Raw genomic sequence first — 14452 nt, 5'->3', positions numbered from 1 at the left:
TACGGTCCTAACGGGTGACCCGGGCGTCAGGTGTTGCTTTTGGCCAGTCTGTCCGCGGCGGGACGTGCGGGACGCTCAGCCGTTGCTCGGACCACCGAGCTGAATGCCCGCCATGCGCGACCACTCGTAGGGGCCGGTCTTCACCTTGGCCGCGAAGTCGCCGTCGAAGTCCTCGTGGACCGTGATCCCGGCCTTCTCGACGGCGCTCTGCGCGATCGCGTAGGTGGGCGCCACCAGGTCGCCCCAGCCGCCGTCCTCGCCGACCAGGACGATGCGGGTGCCCTCGTGCCCGATGTACGCGACCTGCGCCTCGGCACCGCCGTGCGCCCGCGTGAAGGTGCCGATCTGCTTGGCCAGCTTGGCGGCCTTCCGCTCGGCGCGCGCGGCCTGCTTGCTGTCCTCAACCTGCTGCGTCTCTGCCATGAGCAGGATGCTACCGACGGGTAGATCAACTGGCGACGGGCGGGGCACGTGGCGTTCAACACCACGTGCCCCGCCCGTCGGCGAAGCCCGAAACGCTCAGCGCAGGAAGGGGTCCACCGCGACCGCCACGAACAGCAGCGAGACATAGGTGATCGACCAGTGGAAGAGCCGCATCTCCTTGAGCTTGCCGCCCGTGACCTCGGCCTTGGCGCGGTTCTGCAGGCCGTGCGCCTCCCACAGCCACCAGCCGCCGGTCACGAAGGCCACCACCGTGTAGAACCAGCCGGTGTAGCCGAGGGGCTGAAGCAGCAGCGAGACGGCGACCATCACCCAGCTGTAGAGGACGATCTGACGGGCGACCACTTTGTTCGACGCGACGACCGGGAGCATCGGAACGCCCACGCGCGCGTAGTCGTCCTTGACCTTCATGGACAGCGGCCAGTAGTGCGGCGGCGTCCAGAAGAACATGACGAGGAAGAGGATGACCGGCGCCCACGACAGCGAGTTCGTGACCGAGGACCAGCCGATGAGGACCGGCATGCAGCCCGCGATGCCGCCCCAGACGATGTTCTGCGACGTACGGCGCTTCAGGATCATCGTGTAGACGACCACGTAGAAGAGCAGTGCGCCCAGGGCGAGCCAGGCGGACAGCCAGTTGACGACGAGGCCGAACAGCAGCGTCGAGGCGACCGCGAGGCCGACGCCGAACACGAGGCACTCGCGCGGGCTGACCATTCCCGTGACCAGAGGCCGCTGGGACGTACGGTCCATCAGCGCGTCGATGTCCCGGTCGATGTACATGTTGAGCGCGTTGGCGCCGCCCGCCGACAGGTAGCCGCCCAGGCAGGTCACGAAGACCAGCCAGAGGTCGGGTACCCCCTGTTCGGCGAGGAACATCACCGGAACGGTGGTGATCAGGAGGAGCTCGATGATTCGCGGCTTGGTCAGCGCCACGAACGCCATGACACGGGCCCCGAGCGGCCGGTGGCTTGGGCTAGAGCTCGTCCCAATTGCTCCCGCTGGACGGGATTCAACGGCCGTCACGCACACCCCTGACAGAGACTTCCCAGCAAGCCGCGTCGGACGTTCAGACATGAAGTTCCGGTAAAGGCTCGCGCGTACCACGCCACTGTAGACGTTGCCCATACCTCGCCCTTCGCGGGGGTGGGGTCGTGTTGAGCGGCGTGTTGAGCGGCCCGAAACACGGCCCGACACCCGTTCAGATGAGCGGTCCGGCACTCGTTCTGAAAGTCCAGATGAGCGGCTCCGAGATCACATGGTGAACACCGTGGATCCCTTTCGGGAGGCGGATACCGGCACACCCCGGCACTCTGGAATGACTCGAAAAAATGCACGTCTTTACAGCGGTAGGCTCGACATCGGCCGGTGGGATCTACATCGCCGGCATTCGACATGTGGAGAGGAGCCCTGACTCAGGGTGAGCACCAAGCCGACCACCACAGACCTCGAGTGGACCGAACTGGACCAGCGGGCTGTTGACACCGCCCGCGTCCTGGCCATGGACGCAGTACAGAAGGTCGGCAACGGCCATCCTGGTACGGCCATGAGCCTCGCGCCCGCCGCGTACACCCTCTTCCAGAAGGTGATGCGGCACGACCCCGCGGACGCCGAGTGGACCGGCCGCGACCGGTTCGTTCTCTCCGCGGGCCACTCGTCCCTGACCCTCTACATCCAGCTCTACCTGGCCGGCTTCGGCCTGGAGCTCGATGACCTGAAGGCCTTCCGCACCTGGGGTTCCAAGACCCCCGGCCACCCGGAGTACGGGCACACCACGGGCGTGGAGACGACGACGGGCCCGCTCGGCCAGGGTGTCGCGAACGCCGTGGGCATGGCGATGGCCTCCCGTTACGAGCGTGGCCTGTTCGACCCGGAGACCGCCTCGGGCGAGTCGCCGTTCGACCACCACATCTTCGCGATCGCCGGTGACGGCTGTCTCCAGGAGGGCATCTCCGGAGAGGCGTCCTCGCTGGCCGGGCACCAGAAGCTCGGCAACCTCGTACTGCTGTGGGACGACAACCACATCTCCATCGAGGGCGACACGGAGACCGCGGTCTCCGAAGACACCATGAAGCGGTACGAGGCCTACGGCTGGCACGTCCAGCGCGTGGAGCCCAAGGAGAACGGCGACCTCGACCCGGCCGCCCTCTACAAGGCGATCCTGGCCGCGAAGGCCGAGACGGAGCGCCCCTCCTTCATCGCCATGCGCTCGATCATCGCCTGGCCCGCGCCGAACGCGCAGAACACCGAGGCCGCGCACGGCTCGGCGCTCGGCGACGAAGAGGTCGCGGCCACCAAGCGCGTCCTCGGCTTCGACCCGGAGCAGAACTTCGAGGTCGCCGACGAGGTCCTGGCGCACACCCGTGCCGCGCTCGACCGCGGCCGTGACGCCAAGGCCGAGTGGGAGAAGGGCTTCGCCGCCTGGCGCACCGCTTCCCCCGAGCGCGCCGCCGACTTCGACCGCATCGCCGCGGGCGAGCTCCCGCAGGGCTGGGAGGAGAAGCTCCCGGTCTTCGAGGCGGGCAAGGGCGTCGCGACGCGTGCCGCGTCCGGCAAGGTCCTTCAGGCGCTCGGCGCGGTGATCCCCGAGCTGTGGGGCGGCTCCGCCGACCTCGCGGGCTCGAACAACACCACGATCGACAAGACGTCGTCGTTCCTCCCCGCGGGCAACCCGCTGCCGGAGGCCGACCCGTACGGCCGCACGATCCACTTCGGCATCCGCGAGCACTCCATGGCCGCGGAGATGAACGGCATCGCGCTGCACGGCAACACCCGCATCTTCGGCGGCACCTTCCTGGTGTTCTCCGACTACATGCGCAACGCCGTCCGGTTGTCCGCGCTGATGCACCTTCCGGTGACGTACGTGTGGACGCACGACTCCATCGGTCTCGGCGAGGACGGCCCGACGCACCAGCCGGTCGAGCACCTGGCCTCGCTGCGCGCCATCCCGGGCCTGAACGTGGTCCGCCCGGCGGACGCGAACGAGACCGCCATCGTGTGGCGCGAGATCCTCAAGCGCTACACCAAGGAGTTCGGCAAGGGCGCCCCGCACGGCCTCGCGCTGACCCGTCAGGGCGTGCCGACGTACGACCGCGAGGTCACCGAGGGCGCCGTCAAGGGCGGTTACGTCCTGTTCGAGGCCGACGGCGGCACTCCCGAGGTCGTCCTCATCGGCACCGGCTCCGAGGTGCAGCTCGCCGTCGAGGCGCGCGAGCAGCTCCAGGCCGCGGGCGTTCCCACGCGCGTCGTCTCGATGCCGTGCGTCGAGTGGTTCGAGGCGCAGGACAAGGAGTACCGCGACAGCGTGCTTCCGCCGTCCGTCAAGGCGCGCGTGGCGGTCGAGGCGGGCATCGGCCTGACCTGGCACCGCTTCGTGGGTGACGCCGGGCGCATCGTCTCGCTGGAGCACTTCGGTGCGTCGGCCGACGGCAAGGTGCTCTTCCGCGAGTTCGGGTTCACCGCCGATCACGTGGTGGCCTCCGCCCGGGAATCGATCGACGCCGCTCAGCGCTGACGCCGACATACGACCAAGTAGGAGATGTAATCCTCATGACAGACGCACTCAAGCGCCTCTCCGACGAAGGCGTCGCGATCTGGCTGGACGACCTGTCGCGCAAGCGGATCACGTCCGGCAACCTCGCCGAGCTGATCGACCAGAGCCACGTCGTGGGTGTCACGACGAACCCGTCGATCTTCCAGAAGGCGATCAGCAGCGGCGACGGCTACGAGCAGCAGCTCACCGACCTCGCCGCCCGCAAGGTCACCGTCGAAGAGGCCATCCGCATGATCACGACGGCGGACGTCCGTGACGCCGCCGACATCCTGCGCCCGGTCTTCGACGCGACGGGCCAGGACGGCCGCGTGTCGATCGAGGTCGACCCGCGCCTGGCGCACAACACCGAGGCGACCGTCGCCGAGGCCAAGCAGCTCGCCTGGCTGGTGGACCGCCCGAACACGCTCATCAAGATCCCGGCGACGAAGGCGGGCCTGCCCGCGATCACCGAGGTCATCGGCAAGGGCATCAGCGTGAACGTGACGCTGATCTTCTCCCTCGAGCGCTACCGCGAGGTCATGGACGCGTACCTGGCGGGCCTGGAGAAGGCGAAGGCCGCGGGCCTGGACCTCTCCAAGATCCACTCGGTGGCGTCCTTCTTCGTGTCCCGCGTGGACACCGAGATCGACAAGCGCCTGGACGCGCTCGGCACCGACGAGGCCAAGTCCGCCAAGGGCAAGGCCGCGCTCGCCAACGCCCGTCTCGCGTACGAGGCGTACGAAGAGGTCTTCTCGTCCGACCGCTGGGCCGCGCTCGACAAGGCGCAGGGCAACAAGCAGCGTCCGCTGTGGGCCTCGACCGGCGTCAAGGACCCGGCGTACAAGGACACCCTGTACGTCGACGACCTGGTCGCGCCGAACACGGTGAACACGATGCCGGAGGCGACCCTGGAGGCCACCGCCGACCACGGCCAGATCACGGGCAACACCGTGGCCGGGACGTACGACGCCTCGCGCGGCGAGATCGAGGCCGTCGAGAAGCTCGGCATCAGCTACGACGACGTGGTGCAGCTGCTCGAGGACGAGGGCGTCGAGAAGTTCGCGGCGTCCTGGAACGACCTGCTCAAGTCCACCGAGGCGGAGCTCAAGCGCCTCACCCCTTCGGAGGGCTGACCATCTTGTCAAGCAGCAATCCGCTGCGTGACGCCGCAGACCGACGGCTCCCGCGTATCGCGGGGCCGTCGGGCCTGGTCATCTTTGGCGTCACGGGCGATTTGTCCCGTAAAAAGCTGATGCCCGCTGTCTACGACCTCGCCAACCGAGGCCTTCTTCCGCCGGGCTTCTCCCTCATTGGTTTCGCCCGCCGCGAGTGGCAGGACGAGGACTTCGCGCAGGAGGTGCACGACGCGGTCAAGGAGCACGCGCGCACGCCCTTCCGCGAGGAGGTCTGGCAGCAGCTCATCCAGGGCATGCGCTTCGTCCAGGGCAACTTCGACGACGACGACGCCTTCGAGCAGCTCAAGGCCACCATCCAGGACCTCGACAAGGCGCAGGGCACGGGCGGCAACTTCGCCTTCTACCTCTCCGTGCCGCCGAAGTTCTTCCCCCAGGTCGTCCAGCAGCTCAAGAAGCACGGGCTCGCGGACGCTCCCGAGGGCTCCTGGCGCCGCGGGGTCATCGAGAAGCCCTTCGGGCACGACCTGGCGTCCGCCAAGGAACTCAACGCGATCGTGCACGAGGTGTTCGACCCGGACCAGGTGTTCCGGATCGACCACTACCTCGGCAAGGAGACCGTCCAGAACATCCTGGCGCTCCGCTTCGCCAACCAGATGTTCGAGCCGATCTGGAACCGGTCGTACGTGGACCACATCCAGATCACGATGGCCGAGGACATCGGCATCGGCGGCCGCGCCGGCTACTACGACGGCATCGGCGCCGCCCGTGACGTCATCCAGAACCACCTGCTCCAGCTGATGGCGCTGACCGCGATGGAGGAGCCCGCCTCCTTCGACGCGGACGCCCTGGTCGCCGAGAAGGCGAAGGTCCTCGGCGCCGTGAAGCTGCCCAAGGACCTCGGCGAGAGCACGGTCCGCGGGCAGTACGCCGCGGGGTGGCAGGGCGGCGAGAAGGCCGTCGGCTACCTCCAGGAAGACGGCATCGACCCCAAGTCGAAGACCGACACCTACGCGGCCATCAAGCTGGAGGTGGACAACCGCCGCTGGGCGGGCGTCCCGTTCTACCTGCGCACCGGCAAGCGTCTGGGCCGCCGCGTCACGGAGATCGCGGTCGTCTTCCAGCGCGCGCCCCACTCCCCCTTCGACCACACGGCGACGGAGGAACTGGGCCAGAACGCGATCGTCATCCGCGTCCAGCCCGACGAGGGCATCACGGTCCGGTTCGGCTCCAAGGTACCCGGCACCTCGATGGAGATCCGCGACGTGTCGATGGACTTCGCGTACGGCGAGTCCTTCACCGAGTCCAGCCCGGAGGCGTACGAGCGCCTGATCCTGGACGTCCTGCTCGGCGACGCCAACCTCTTCCCGCGCACGGAGGAGGTCGAGCTCTCCTGGAACATCCTCGACCCGATCGAGGAGTACTGGGACAAGCACGGCAAGCCCGCGCAGTATTCGTCCGGGACCTGGGGCCCGACCGAGGCGGACGAAATGCTCGCACGAGACGGACGGAGCTGGCGTCGCCCATGAGGATCGACCTGACGGACATCACGTCCAGCAAGATCAACAAGGCGCTCGTGAAGGGCCGCCGGGCGATTGGCACCCCGGCCGTCGGCATGGTGCTCACTCTCGTCATCGTCACCGACGAGGAGAACGCCTACGACGCCCTGAAGGCCGCCAACGAAGCGTCCCGCGAGCACCCTTCGCGCACGCTGGTCGTCATCAAGCGCGCCGCGCGCTCGCCCCGCGACCGCACGACGTCGCGCCTCGACGCCGAGGTGCGGGTCGGCGCGGACGCGGGCACCGGCGAGACGGTGATCCTGCGGCTGTACGGCGAGGTCATCAACCACGCCCAGTCGGTCGTCCTGCCGCTGCTGCTCCCCGACGCCCCCGTGGTCGTGTGGTGGCCGGTCAACGCGCCGCTCAACCCGGCCAAGGACCCGCTGGGCGCACTCGCCCAGCGCCGCGTCACGGACACGTACGCCGCCGAGCAGCCGATCCACGAGCTGACCGCGCGCGCCGACGCCTACAGCCCCGGCGACACGGACCTGTCCTGGACCCGGATCACCCCGTGGCGCTCGATGCTCGCGGCGGCGCTCGACCAGATCACCTGCAAGGTGACCTCGGTCGAGGTGGAGGGCGAGGAGTTCAACCCGAGCTGCGAGCTGCTCGCCATGTGGCTCGCCGACCGGCTCGGCGTCCCCGTCAAGCGCTCGCTCTCCTCGGGCCCCGGCCTGACCGGCGTACGCATGGACACCGACTGCGGTCCCATCGTGCTCGGCCGCGCCGACGGCTCGCTGGCCACGCTCTCCATGCAGGGGCAGCCCGACCGTGCGGTGGCGCTCAAGCGCCGCGAGACGGCCGAGCTGATCGCCGAGGAGCTGCGCCGTCTCGACCCGGACGACACCTACGCGTCCGCGCTGAAGTTCGGCGTGGACCGCCTGGGCGAGCCGGCCGAGCAGACGTCGGTTCCCGCGGTGGAGGAGCCCGCCGAGGCGGCCAAGAAGGCGGCCCCGGCGAAGAAGACCGCGGCCAAGAAGGCGGCGGCGAAGTGAGCGCGGCCCCGCAGCTGGTCGTGCACCGCGACAAGGAACTGATGGCGCAGGCCGCGGCGGCCCGCCTCATCACGAAGATCGTCGACGCGCAGGCCGCCCGCGGCTACGCGTCGGTGGTCCTCACCGGCGGCCGCAACGGCAACGGCCTCCTTGCGGCGCTGAGTTCCTCCCCGGCGAAGGACGCGATCGACTGGTCGCGCCTGGACCTGTGGTGGGGCGACGAGCGCTTCCTGCCGGACGGCGACCCGGAGCGCAACTACACCCAGGCCAAGGAGGCACTGCTCGACTCGGTGCCCCTGAACCCGGCCCGGGTGCATCCGATGCCCGCCTCGGACGGTGCCTACGAGGTGGACGCGGCGGCCGGGATGTACGCGGCCGAGCTCACCGCGGCTGCGGGGCCCGAGCATTATCAATCAGTGGCTGCCGCCACGGGTGTCCCGGTGCCGACGTTCGACGTGCTGATGCTTGGCGTCGGCCCGGACACCCATGTCGCCTCGCTCTTCCCGGAGTTGCCCGCGGTCCGCGAGACGGAGCGGACGGTGGTCGGCGTGCACGGCGCGCCCAAGCCGCCGCCCACTCGCATCACGCTCACACTCCCGGCGATCCGGGCGGCCCGTGAGGTGTGGCTGCTCGCGGCCGGCGAGGACAAGGCGAACGCCGCGGCGATCGCCCTGTCGGGCGCGGGCGAGGTACAGGCGCCCGCCGCGGGCGCGTACGGCAGGTCGCGGACGCTGTGGCTGCTCGACGCCGCCGCGGCCGCGCAGCTGCCGCGCGATCTGTATCCGCCGGCTTCTCCCTGAACGGCGCACACAGCACTGCGGCCCGGTCCACCTCCCTGGCGGACCGGGCCGTACTGTTTCAGCGGCTCAACGCCCGCGCAGCGTCCGGTACTTGGCGACAAGCGCCGTCGTCGAACCGTCGAGGTCCGGCACGTCCGCGCCCTCGGTCAGGGCGGGCTCGATGCGCTTGGCGAGAACCTTGCCGAGCTCGACGCCCCACTGGTCGAAGGAGTCGATGTTCCACACGGCGCCCTGCACGAACACCTTGTGTTCGTAGAGCGCGATGAGTTGGCCGAGAACCGACGGCGTCAGGTCCTTGGCGAGGATCGTCGTCGTCGGGTGGTTGCCCTTGAACGTCTTGTGCGGGACGAGTTCGTCCGGCACACCCTCGGCGCGTACCTCGTCGGGCGTCTTGCCGAAGGCCAACGCCTGCGTCTGCGCGAAGAAGTTGGCCATCAGGAGGTCGTGCTGGGCGACCAGACCCGGCAGCAGATCGGCGACGGGCTCGGCGAAGCCGATGAAGTCGGCCGGGATCAACTTCGTGCCCTGGTGGATGAGTTGGTAGTACGCGTGCTGGCCGTTGGTGCCCGGCGTGCCCCAGACGACCGGTCCGGTCTGCCAGTCGACCGGCTCGCCGTCACGGCCGACGGACTTGCCGTTGGACTCCATGTCCAGCTGCTGGAGATAGGCGGTGAACTTGGAGAGGTAGTGCGAGTACGGCAGGACCGCGTGTGACTGGGCGTCGTGGAAGTTGCCGTACCAGATGCCCAACAGCCCAAGGAGCAGCGGCACGTTGGACTCGGCGGGGGCGGTGCGGAAGTGCTCGTCGACGAGGTGGAAGCCGTCGAGCATCTCGCGGAAGGCGTCCGGGCCGATCGCGATCATCAGCGAGAGGCCGATCGCGGAGTCGAAAGAGTAGCGGCCGCCGACCCAGTCCCAGAACTCGAACATGTTGGCCGTGTCGATGCCGAAGTCGGAGACCTTCCCGCCGTTCGTCGACAGGGCCACGAAGTGCTTGGCGACCGCGCTCTGGTCGGCGCGCAGGCCGGTCAGGAGCCAGTCGCGCGCGGAGGTCGCGTTCGTGATCGTCTCGATCGTGGTGAACGTCTTCGAGGCGATGATGAACAGCGTCTCGGCCGGGTCCAGGTCCCGCACGGCCTCGTGCAGGTCGGCGCCGTCGACGTTCGACACGAAGCGCACGGTGAGATCACGGTCGGTGAAGGACCGCAGCGCCTCGTACGCCATGGCGGGGCCGAGGTCCGAGCCGCCGATGCCGACGTTCACGATGTTCTTGATGCGCTTGCCGGTGTGCCCGGTCCACTCGCCGGAGCGGACCTTGTCCGCGAAGACGGCCATCTTGTCGAGCACGGCGTGCACGGCAGGCACGACGTTCTCGCCGTCGACCTCGACGGCCGCGTCCCGCGGGGCGCGCAGCGCGGTGTGCAGGACCGCGCGGTCCTCGGTGGTGTTGATCTTCTCGCCACGGAACATGGCGTCCCGCAGGCCGAAGACATCGGTGGCCGCGGCAAGCTCGCGCAGGAGGGTCAGCGTCTCGTCCGTGACGAGGTGCTTGGAGTAGTCGACGTGCAGGTCGCCGACCTGGAGCGTGTACGCCGTGCCGCGCGCCGGATCCTTGGCGAACAGCTCACGCAGCTGCACCTCCCCCAGCTGCTCCCGGTGCTTGCCGATCGCCGCCCACTCGGGCGTCTGGTTGAGCCTGGCGCGGCTTTCTGCGTTCATCTCGGACTTCAGCCTTCTCTCGTACCTGTGTACGTACCTTGCCCCGCTGCACGTTCCAACCTAATTGATCAGGGCCCGGTATGAGATGTCTGGAGCTGTCTGTCCGGACACGTGCCGGTAAACCTCACGTGAAAGCGTGAAAGCCGGACGACTCCGTGAAAAGCACAGCGGCCGGACATCCGAAGATGTCCGGCCCCGTCGCAAGTCCTAGATCTCGCCCCGCAGTTTGGCGAGCGCCTCCGCGAGAATCGCCTCGCCGTCCGCATCGCTGCGCCGCTCACGTACATACGCCAGGTGCGTCTTGTACGGCTCGGTGCGGGGCGGGTCCGGCGGGTTGTCCCGGTCCTGACCAGCCGGGAAGCCGCAGCGGGGGCAGTCCCAAGTATCGGGGACCTGCGCGTCGCTGGCGAAGCTGGGCACCGTCTCGTGTCCGTTGGAGCACCAGAAGGAGATGCGCAGTCGCGGCGCGGACTCACCGCGCTCGGCCTCGCCCATCGGCCCCGCCCCGACCCGACTTCCTCGGATCGCGTTGCCACTTGCCACGGTCGTAACTCCCTGCGTGATGGTGCTGCTGCGGGCGCCTCAGTCTACGTAAGGCCCAACGCGCGTCCAGTGTTCGGAGTTACACCCTCACCCCGACACGCAAGCCCCATGATAATCCGCGCTCGTGAGCGCGCACCGTACATGGGGCTTTAAGCGAAGCTTTCGCAAGGTGGCAATCAAGCCGCTTTCGCGGTCAGTTGTTCACCTTCATCAACAGGCCGAGCACGACAATGCACGCGAACCAGAGAAGACCGACCACGACAGTGATGCGGTCGAGGTTGCGCTCGGCGACCGACGATCCGCCGACGGAGGACTGCATGCCGCCACCGAACATGTCGGAAAGACCGCCGCCCTTGCCCTTGTGCATCAGGACAAGAAGCATCATCAGCAGGCTGAAGACGATCAGGGCGATCGAGAACCCCATAACCACGGCTGGACCAACTTCCTCGGATCTGAATCGACTCTGTATCGACGACGGGGGCCGGATGCCTCTGAAGGAGAAGCCGCCCGGCCCCCGCAAGGGTACGACGTATCGGCGCTACCGCATACTCACTGGTCGCGGAAGCGGACGATCTTGACGAACTCGTCCGTGTCGAGCGCCGCGCCGCCCACCAGGGCGCCGTCGACGTCGGGCTGCGCCATGATCGCGGCCACGTTGCCGGACTTCACGGAGCCGCCGTACTGGATGCGCACCTTGTCGGCGAGCTCCTGCGAGTACAGCTCGGCGAGGCGGCCGCGGATCGCGCCGCACACCTCCTGGGCGTCCTCGGGGGTCGCGACCTTGCCGGTGCCGATGGCCCACACCGGCTCGTACGCGATCACGATGGACTCGGCCTGCTCGGCGGGGAGGTCCTTCAGACCGCCGTCGAGCTGGGCCAGGGTGTACTCGATCTGCTGGCCGGCCTCACGGATGTCCAGGCCCTCGCCGATGCAGAGGATCGGGGTCAGGCCGTGCCGGTAGGCGGCCTTCACCTTGGCGTTGCAGATCTCGTCGGTCTCGTCGTGGTACTGACGGCGCTCGGAGTGGCCCACGGCCACGAACGTGCACTTCAGCTTCGAGAGCATCGGGCCCGAGATCTCACCGGTGTAGGCACCGGTGTCGTGGGCCGAGATGTCCTGGGCGCCGTACTTGATCTTGAGCTTGTCGCCGTCGACCAGGGTCTGCACCGAGCGCAGGTCGGTGAAGGGGGGCAGGACGGCGACCTCGACGGCCTCGTAGTCCTTGTCGGCCAGGGCGAAGGCGAGCTTCTGGACGTGGGCGATGGCCTCGAGGTGGTTGAGGTTCATCTTCCAGTTGCCCGCCATCAGCGGGGTACGCGTAGTCATCAGGTGTCAGTTCTCCAGTGCGGCGAGGCCGGGGAGCGTCTTGCCCTCGAGGTATTCGAGGGAGGCGCCGCCGCCGGTGGAAATGTGGCCGAATGCGTTCTCGTCGAAGCCCAGGGTCCGGACGGCCGCGGCGGAGTCGCCACCGCCGACGACCGTGAAGGCCGGGGAGTCGAGGAGTGCCTGGGCGATTGCCTTGGTGCCCTCGGCGTAGTCGGGGTGCTCGAAGACGCCCATCGGGCCGTTCCAGAAGACGGTGCCCGCGTCGGCGAGCTTCGAGGCGTAGAGCTTACGGGTCTCGGGACCGATGTCGAGACCCTCCTGGTCGGCCGGGATGGCGTCCGCGGCGACCGTGGTGGGGTTGGCCGGGGCCTTGGTCTTGAGGTCCGGGAACTCGGTGGAGACCAGCACGTCGACGGGCAGGACCAGCTCGACGCCGCTCTCCTCGGCGCGCTTGATGTACTCCTTGACCTTCGGGACCTGGTCCTCCTGGAGGAGGGAGATGCCGACCTCGTGGCCCTGGGCCTTGAGGAAGGTGTACGCCATGCCGCCGCCGATCAGGAGGCGGTCGGCCTTGCCGAGCAGCTGGTCGATGACGGCCAGCTTGTCGGAGACCTTGGCGCCGCCGAGCGCGACGACGTACGGGCGCTTGACGTCCTCGGTGAGCTTCTTCAGGACGCCGACCTCGGTGGCGATGAGGAAGCCCGCGTAGTGCGGAAGGCGCGCCGGCAGGTCGAACACGGAGGCGTGCTTGCGGTGCACCGCGCCGAAGCCGTCGCCTACGTAGACGTCCGCGAGGGCGGCGAGCTGGTCGGCGAACTCGCCGCGCTCGGTGTCGTCCTTGGACGTCTCGCCCGCGTTGAAGCGGAGGTTCTCGATGACGGCGACCTGGCCGGCCTCCAGGCCGTCGACCGCGTCGTGCGCGGCGGGGCCGACGGTGTCCTGGGCGAACGCCACGGGCTTGCCGAGGAGCTCACCGAGGCGCTCGGCGGCGGGCAGCAGCGAGAACTGCGGGTCCGGGGCACCCTTGGGGCGGCCGAGGTGCGAGGCGACGATCACCTTGGCGCCCGCGTCGGCGAGCTTGGTGACGGTCGGCAGGACGGCGCGGATGCGGCCGTCGTCGGTGATGGTGCCGTCGGCGAGCGGCACATTGAGGTCGGCGCGGACGAAGACCCGCTTGCCTTCGACCCCTTCGGCGAGAAGTTCGTCAATCGTCTTCATGGCTGGACTCCAGGACTCCTTAAGAGGGCTGACGTGCAACAAGGCCCGGACCACGCAGTATTGCGCGGTCCGGACCCTGTGCTCACATCGAGGTGCCTGCTCTGGTGATCAGAGCTGACCGCCGACGAAGACCGTGAGGTCGACGAGGCGGTTGGAGTAGCCCCACTCGTTGTCGTACCAGCCGAGGATCTTCACCGTCTTGCCCTCCTGGACCATGGTCAGGGAGGAGTCGAAGGTGCAGGAGGCCGGGTCGCTGACGATGTCGGACGACACGATCGGGTCCTCGGTGTAGAAGAGGATGCCCTTGAGGTCACCGTCGTCGGCGGCCTTCTTGAACGCGGCGTTGACCTCGTCCTTGGTGACATCGCGCTGCAGGTCGACGACGAGGTCGGTGGCGGAGCCGGTCGGGACCGGGACGCGCATCGCGATGCCGTCGAGCTTGCCCTTGAGCTGCGGAAGGACCAGAGCGGTGGCCTTGGCGGCACCGGTCGTGGTCGGGATGATGTTCTCGGCGGCGGCGCGGGCGCGGCGCAGGTCCGAGTGCGGGAAGTCCAGGATGCGCTGGTCGTTGGTGTACGCGTGCACCGTCGTCATCAGGCCCTTGACGATGCCGAAGTTCTCGTCGAGAACCTTCGCCATCGGCGCCACACAGTTGGTGGTGCAGGACGCGTTCGAGATGACGTGGTGGTTGGCCGCGTCGTACTTGTCCTGGTTGACGCCCATCACGATGGTGATGTCCTCGTCCTTGGCCGGAGCCGAGATGAGGACCTTCTTCGCGCCACCGGCGATGTGCTTCTCGGCATCGGCCTTCTTGGTGAAGATGCCGGTCGACTCGATCACGATGTCGACGCCGAGCTGTCCCCACGGGATGTCGGCGGGGTTGCGCTCGGACAGCACCTTGATGGTGTGGCCGTCGACCGTGATGGTGTCCTCGGTGTGCGACACCTCGGCCTTGAGACGGCCCAGGATGGTGTCGTACTTCAGGAGGTGCGCCGTAGTCGCGGTGTCACCCAGGTCGTTGACAGCCACGATCTCGATGTCCGCACCCTGCTCAAGCAGCGCTCGGAAGTAGTTGCGCCCGATGCGGCCGAAGCCGTTGATGCCTACGCGGATCGTCACGAACCGATCTCCTCGTTGGTACGCCGGTTTCAGACGCCGGCGAGTTGTATGGGATGTCCCCGACCGC

Annotated in this window: 13 protein-coding genes; 5 read left to right on the top strand and 8 right to left on the bottom strand. The window is 68.3% G+C overall.

Annotated elements, in window-relative coordinates:
• Positions 1–75: 75 nt before the first annotated feature.
• Both M4V62_RS31740 and M4V62_RS31735 read right to left on the bottom strand, forming a co-directional pair.
• The gene (locus tag M4V62_RS31740; RefSeq protein ID WP_249590623.1) at positions 76–423 is read right to left on the bottom strand and encodes a hypothetical protein; all 348 of its coding nucleotides are present in this window, start codon (positions 421–423) and stop codon (positions 76–78) included.
• A 96-nt stretch (positions 424–519) separates the two neighbouring features.
• Positions 520–1473 carry a heme o synthase gene (locus tag M4V62_RS31735; RefSeq protein ID WP_249593095.1) on the bottom strand — a complete coding sequence of 318 codons (954 nt, stop codon included), beginning with the start codon at positions 1471–1473 and terminating at the stop codon, positions 520–522.
• A 388-nt stretch (positions 1474–1861) separates the two neighbouring features.
• Between M4V62_RS31735 and tkt the strand changes: the two genes are divergently transcribed.
• Genes tkt through pgl form a run of 5 tightly spaced genes read left to right on the top strand, consistent with a single transcriptional unit; the run spans position 1862 to position 8460 of the window.
• Entirely contained in the window at positions 1862–3955 is a 2094-nt protein-coding gene (gene tkt, locus M4V62_RS31730) for a transketolase (protein ID WP_249590622.1), read from the top strand.
• A 35-nt stretch (positions 3956–3990) separates the two neighbouring features.
• Positions 3991–5106 carry a transaldolase gene (tal, locus tag M4V62_RS31725; protein ID WP_249590621.1) on the top strand — a complete coding sequence of 372 codons (1116 nt, stop codon included), beginning with the start codon at positions 3991–3993 and terminating at the stop codon, positions 5104–5106.
• A 5-nt stretch (positions 5107–5111) separates the two neighbouring features.
• Positions 5112–6635, top strand: a complete 1524-nt coding sequence (gene zwf / locus M4V62_RS31720) for a glucose-6-phosphate dehydrogenase (protein WP_425575102.1) — start codon at positions 5112–5114, stop codon at positions 6633–6635.
• Entirely contained in the window at positions 6632–7660 is a 1029-nt protein-coding gene (gene opcA, locus M4V62_RS31715) for a glucose-6-phosphate dehydrogenase assembly protein OpcA (RefSeq protein ID WP_249590620.1), read from the top strand. The genes zwf and opcA overlap by 4 nt, the downstream gene beginning before the upstream one ends.
• Entirely contained in the window at positions 7657–8460 is an 804-nt protein-coding gene (pgl, locus tag M4V62_RS31710) for a 6-phosphogluconolactonase (protein WP_249590619.1), read from the top strand. Before opcA ends, pgl begins: the two co-directional genes overlap by 4 nt.
• A gap of 66 nt (positions 8461–8526) precedes the next feature.
• Here pgl and pgi read toward each other — a convergent pair whose 3' ends face one another.
• The 6 genes from pgi to gap form a co-directional block, all read right to left on the bottom strand.
• Positions 8527–10179 carry a glucose-6-phosphate isomerase gene (gene pgi / locus M4V62_RS31705; RefSeq protein WP_249590618.1) on the bottom strand — a complete coding sequence of 551 codons (1653 nt, stop codon included), beginning with the start codon at positions 10177–10179 and terminating at the stop codon, positions 8527–8529.
• A gap of 207 nt (positions 10180–10386) precedes the next feature.
• Positions 10387–10722 (bottom strand): RNA polymerase-binding protein RbpA, encoded by a 336-nt coding sequence (locus tag M4V62_RS31700; protein WP_078077905.1) that lies wholly within the window; start codon positions 10720–10722, stop codon positions 10387–10389.
• 193 nt (positions 10723–10915) lie between these two features.
• Complete coding sequence (secG, locus tag M4V62_RS31695) at positions 10916–11146, bottom strand: preprotein translocase subunit SecG (protein WP_135329442.1); 231 nt, start codon at positions 11144–11146, stop codon at positions 10916–10918.
• Between the two features lie 125 nt (positions 11147–11271).
• Positions 11272–12048: a triose-phosphate isomerase gene (gene tpiA, locus M4V62_RS31690; RefSeq protein ID WP_249590617.1), complete on the bottom strand. Its 777-nt coding sequence runs from the start codon at positions 12046–12048 to the stop codon at positions 11272–11274.
• Between the two features lie 6 nt (positions 12049–12054).
• Entirely contained in the window at positions 12055–13266 is a 1212-nt protein-coding gene (locus tag M4V62_RS31685; protein ID WP_249590616.1) for a phosphoglycerate kinase, read from the bottom strand.
• A gap of 108 nt (positions 13267–13374) precedes the next feature.
• On the bottom strand, positions 13375–14385 hold the full coding sequence (gap, locus tag M4V62_RS31680) for a type I glyceraldehyde-3-phosphate dehydrogenase (protein WP_249590615.1): 1011 nt from the start codon (positions 14383–14385) through the stop codon (positions 13375–13377).
• Positions 14386–14452 lie beyond the last annotated feature (67 nt).

The organism is Streptomyces durmitorensis, from assembly GCF_023498005.1.
Lineage (GTDB): Bacteria > Actinomycetota > Actinomycetes > Streptomycetales > Streptomycetaceae > Streptomyces > Streptomyces durmitorensis.
This window is presented reverse-complemented; position numbering and strand designations above follow the sequence as displayed.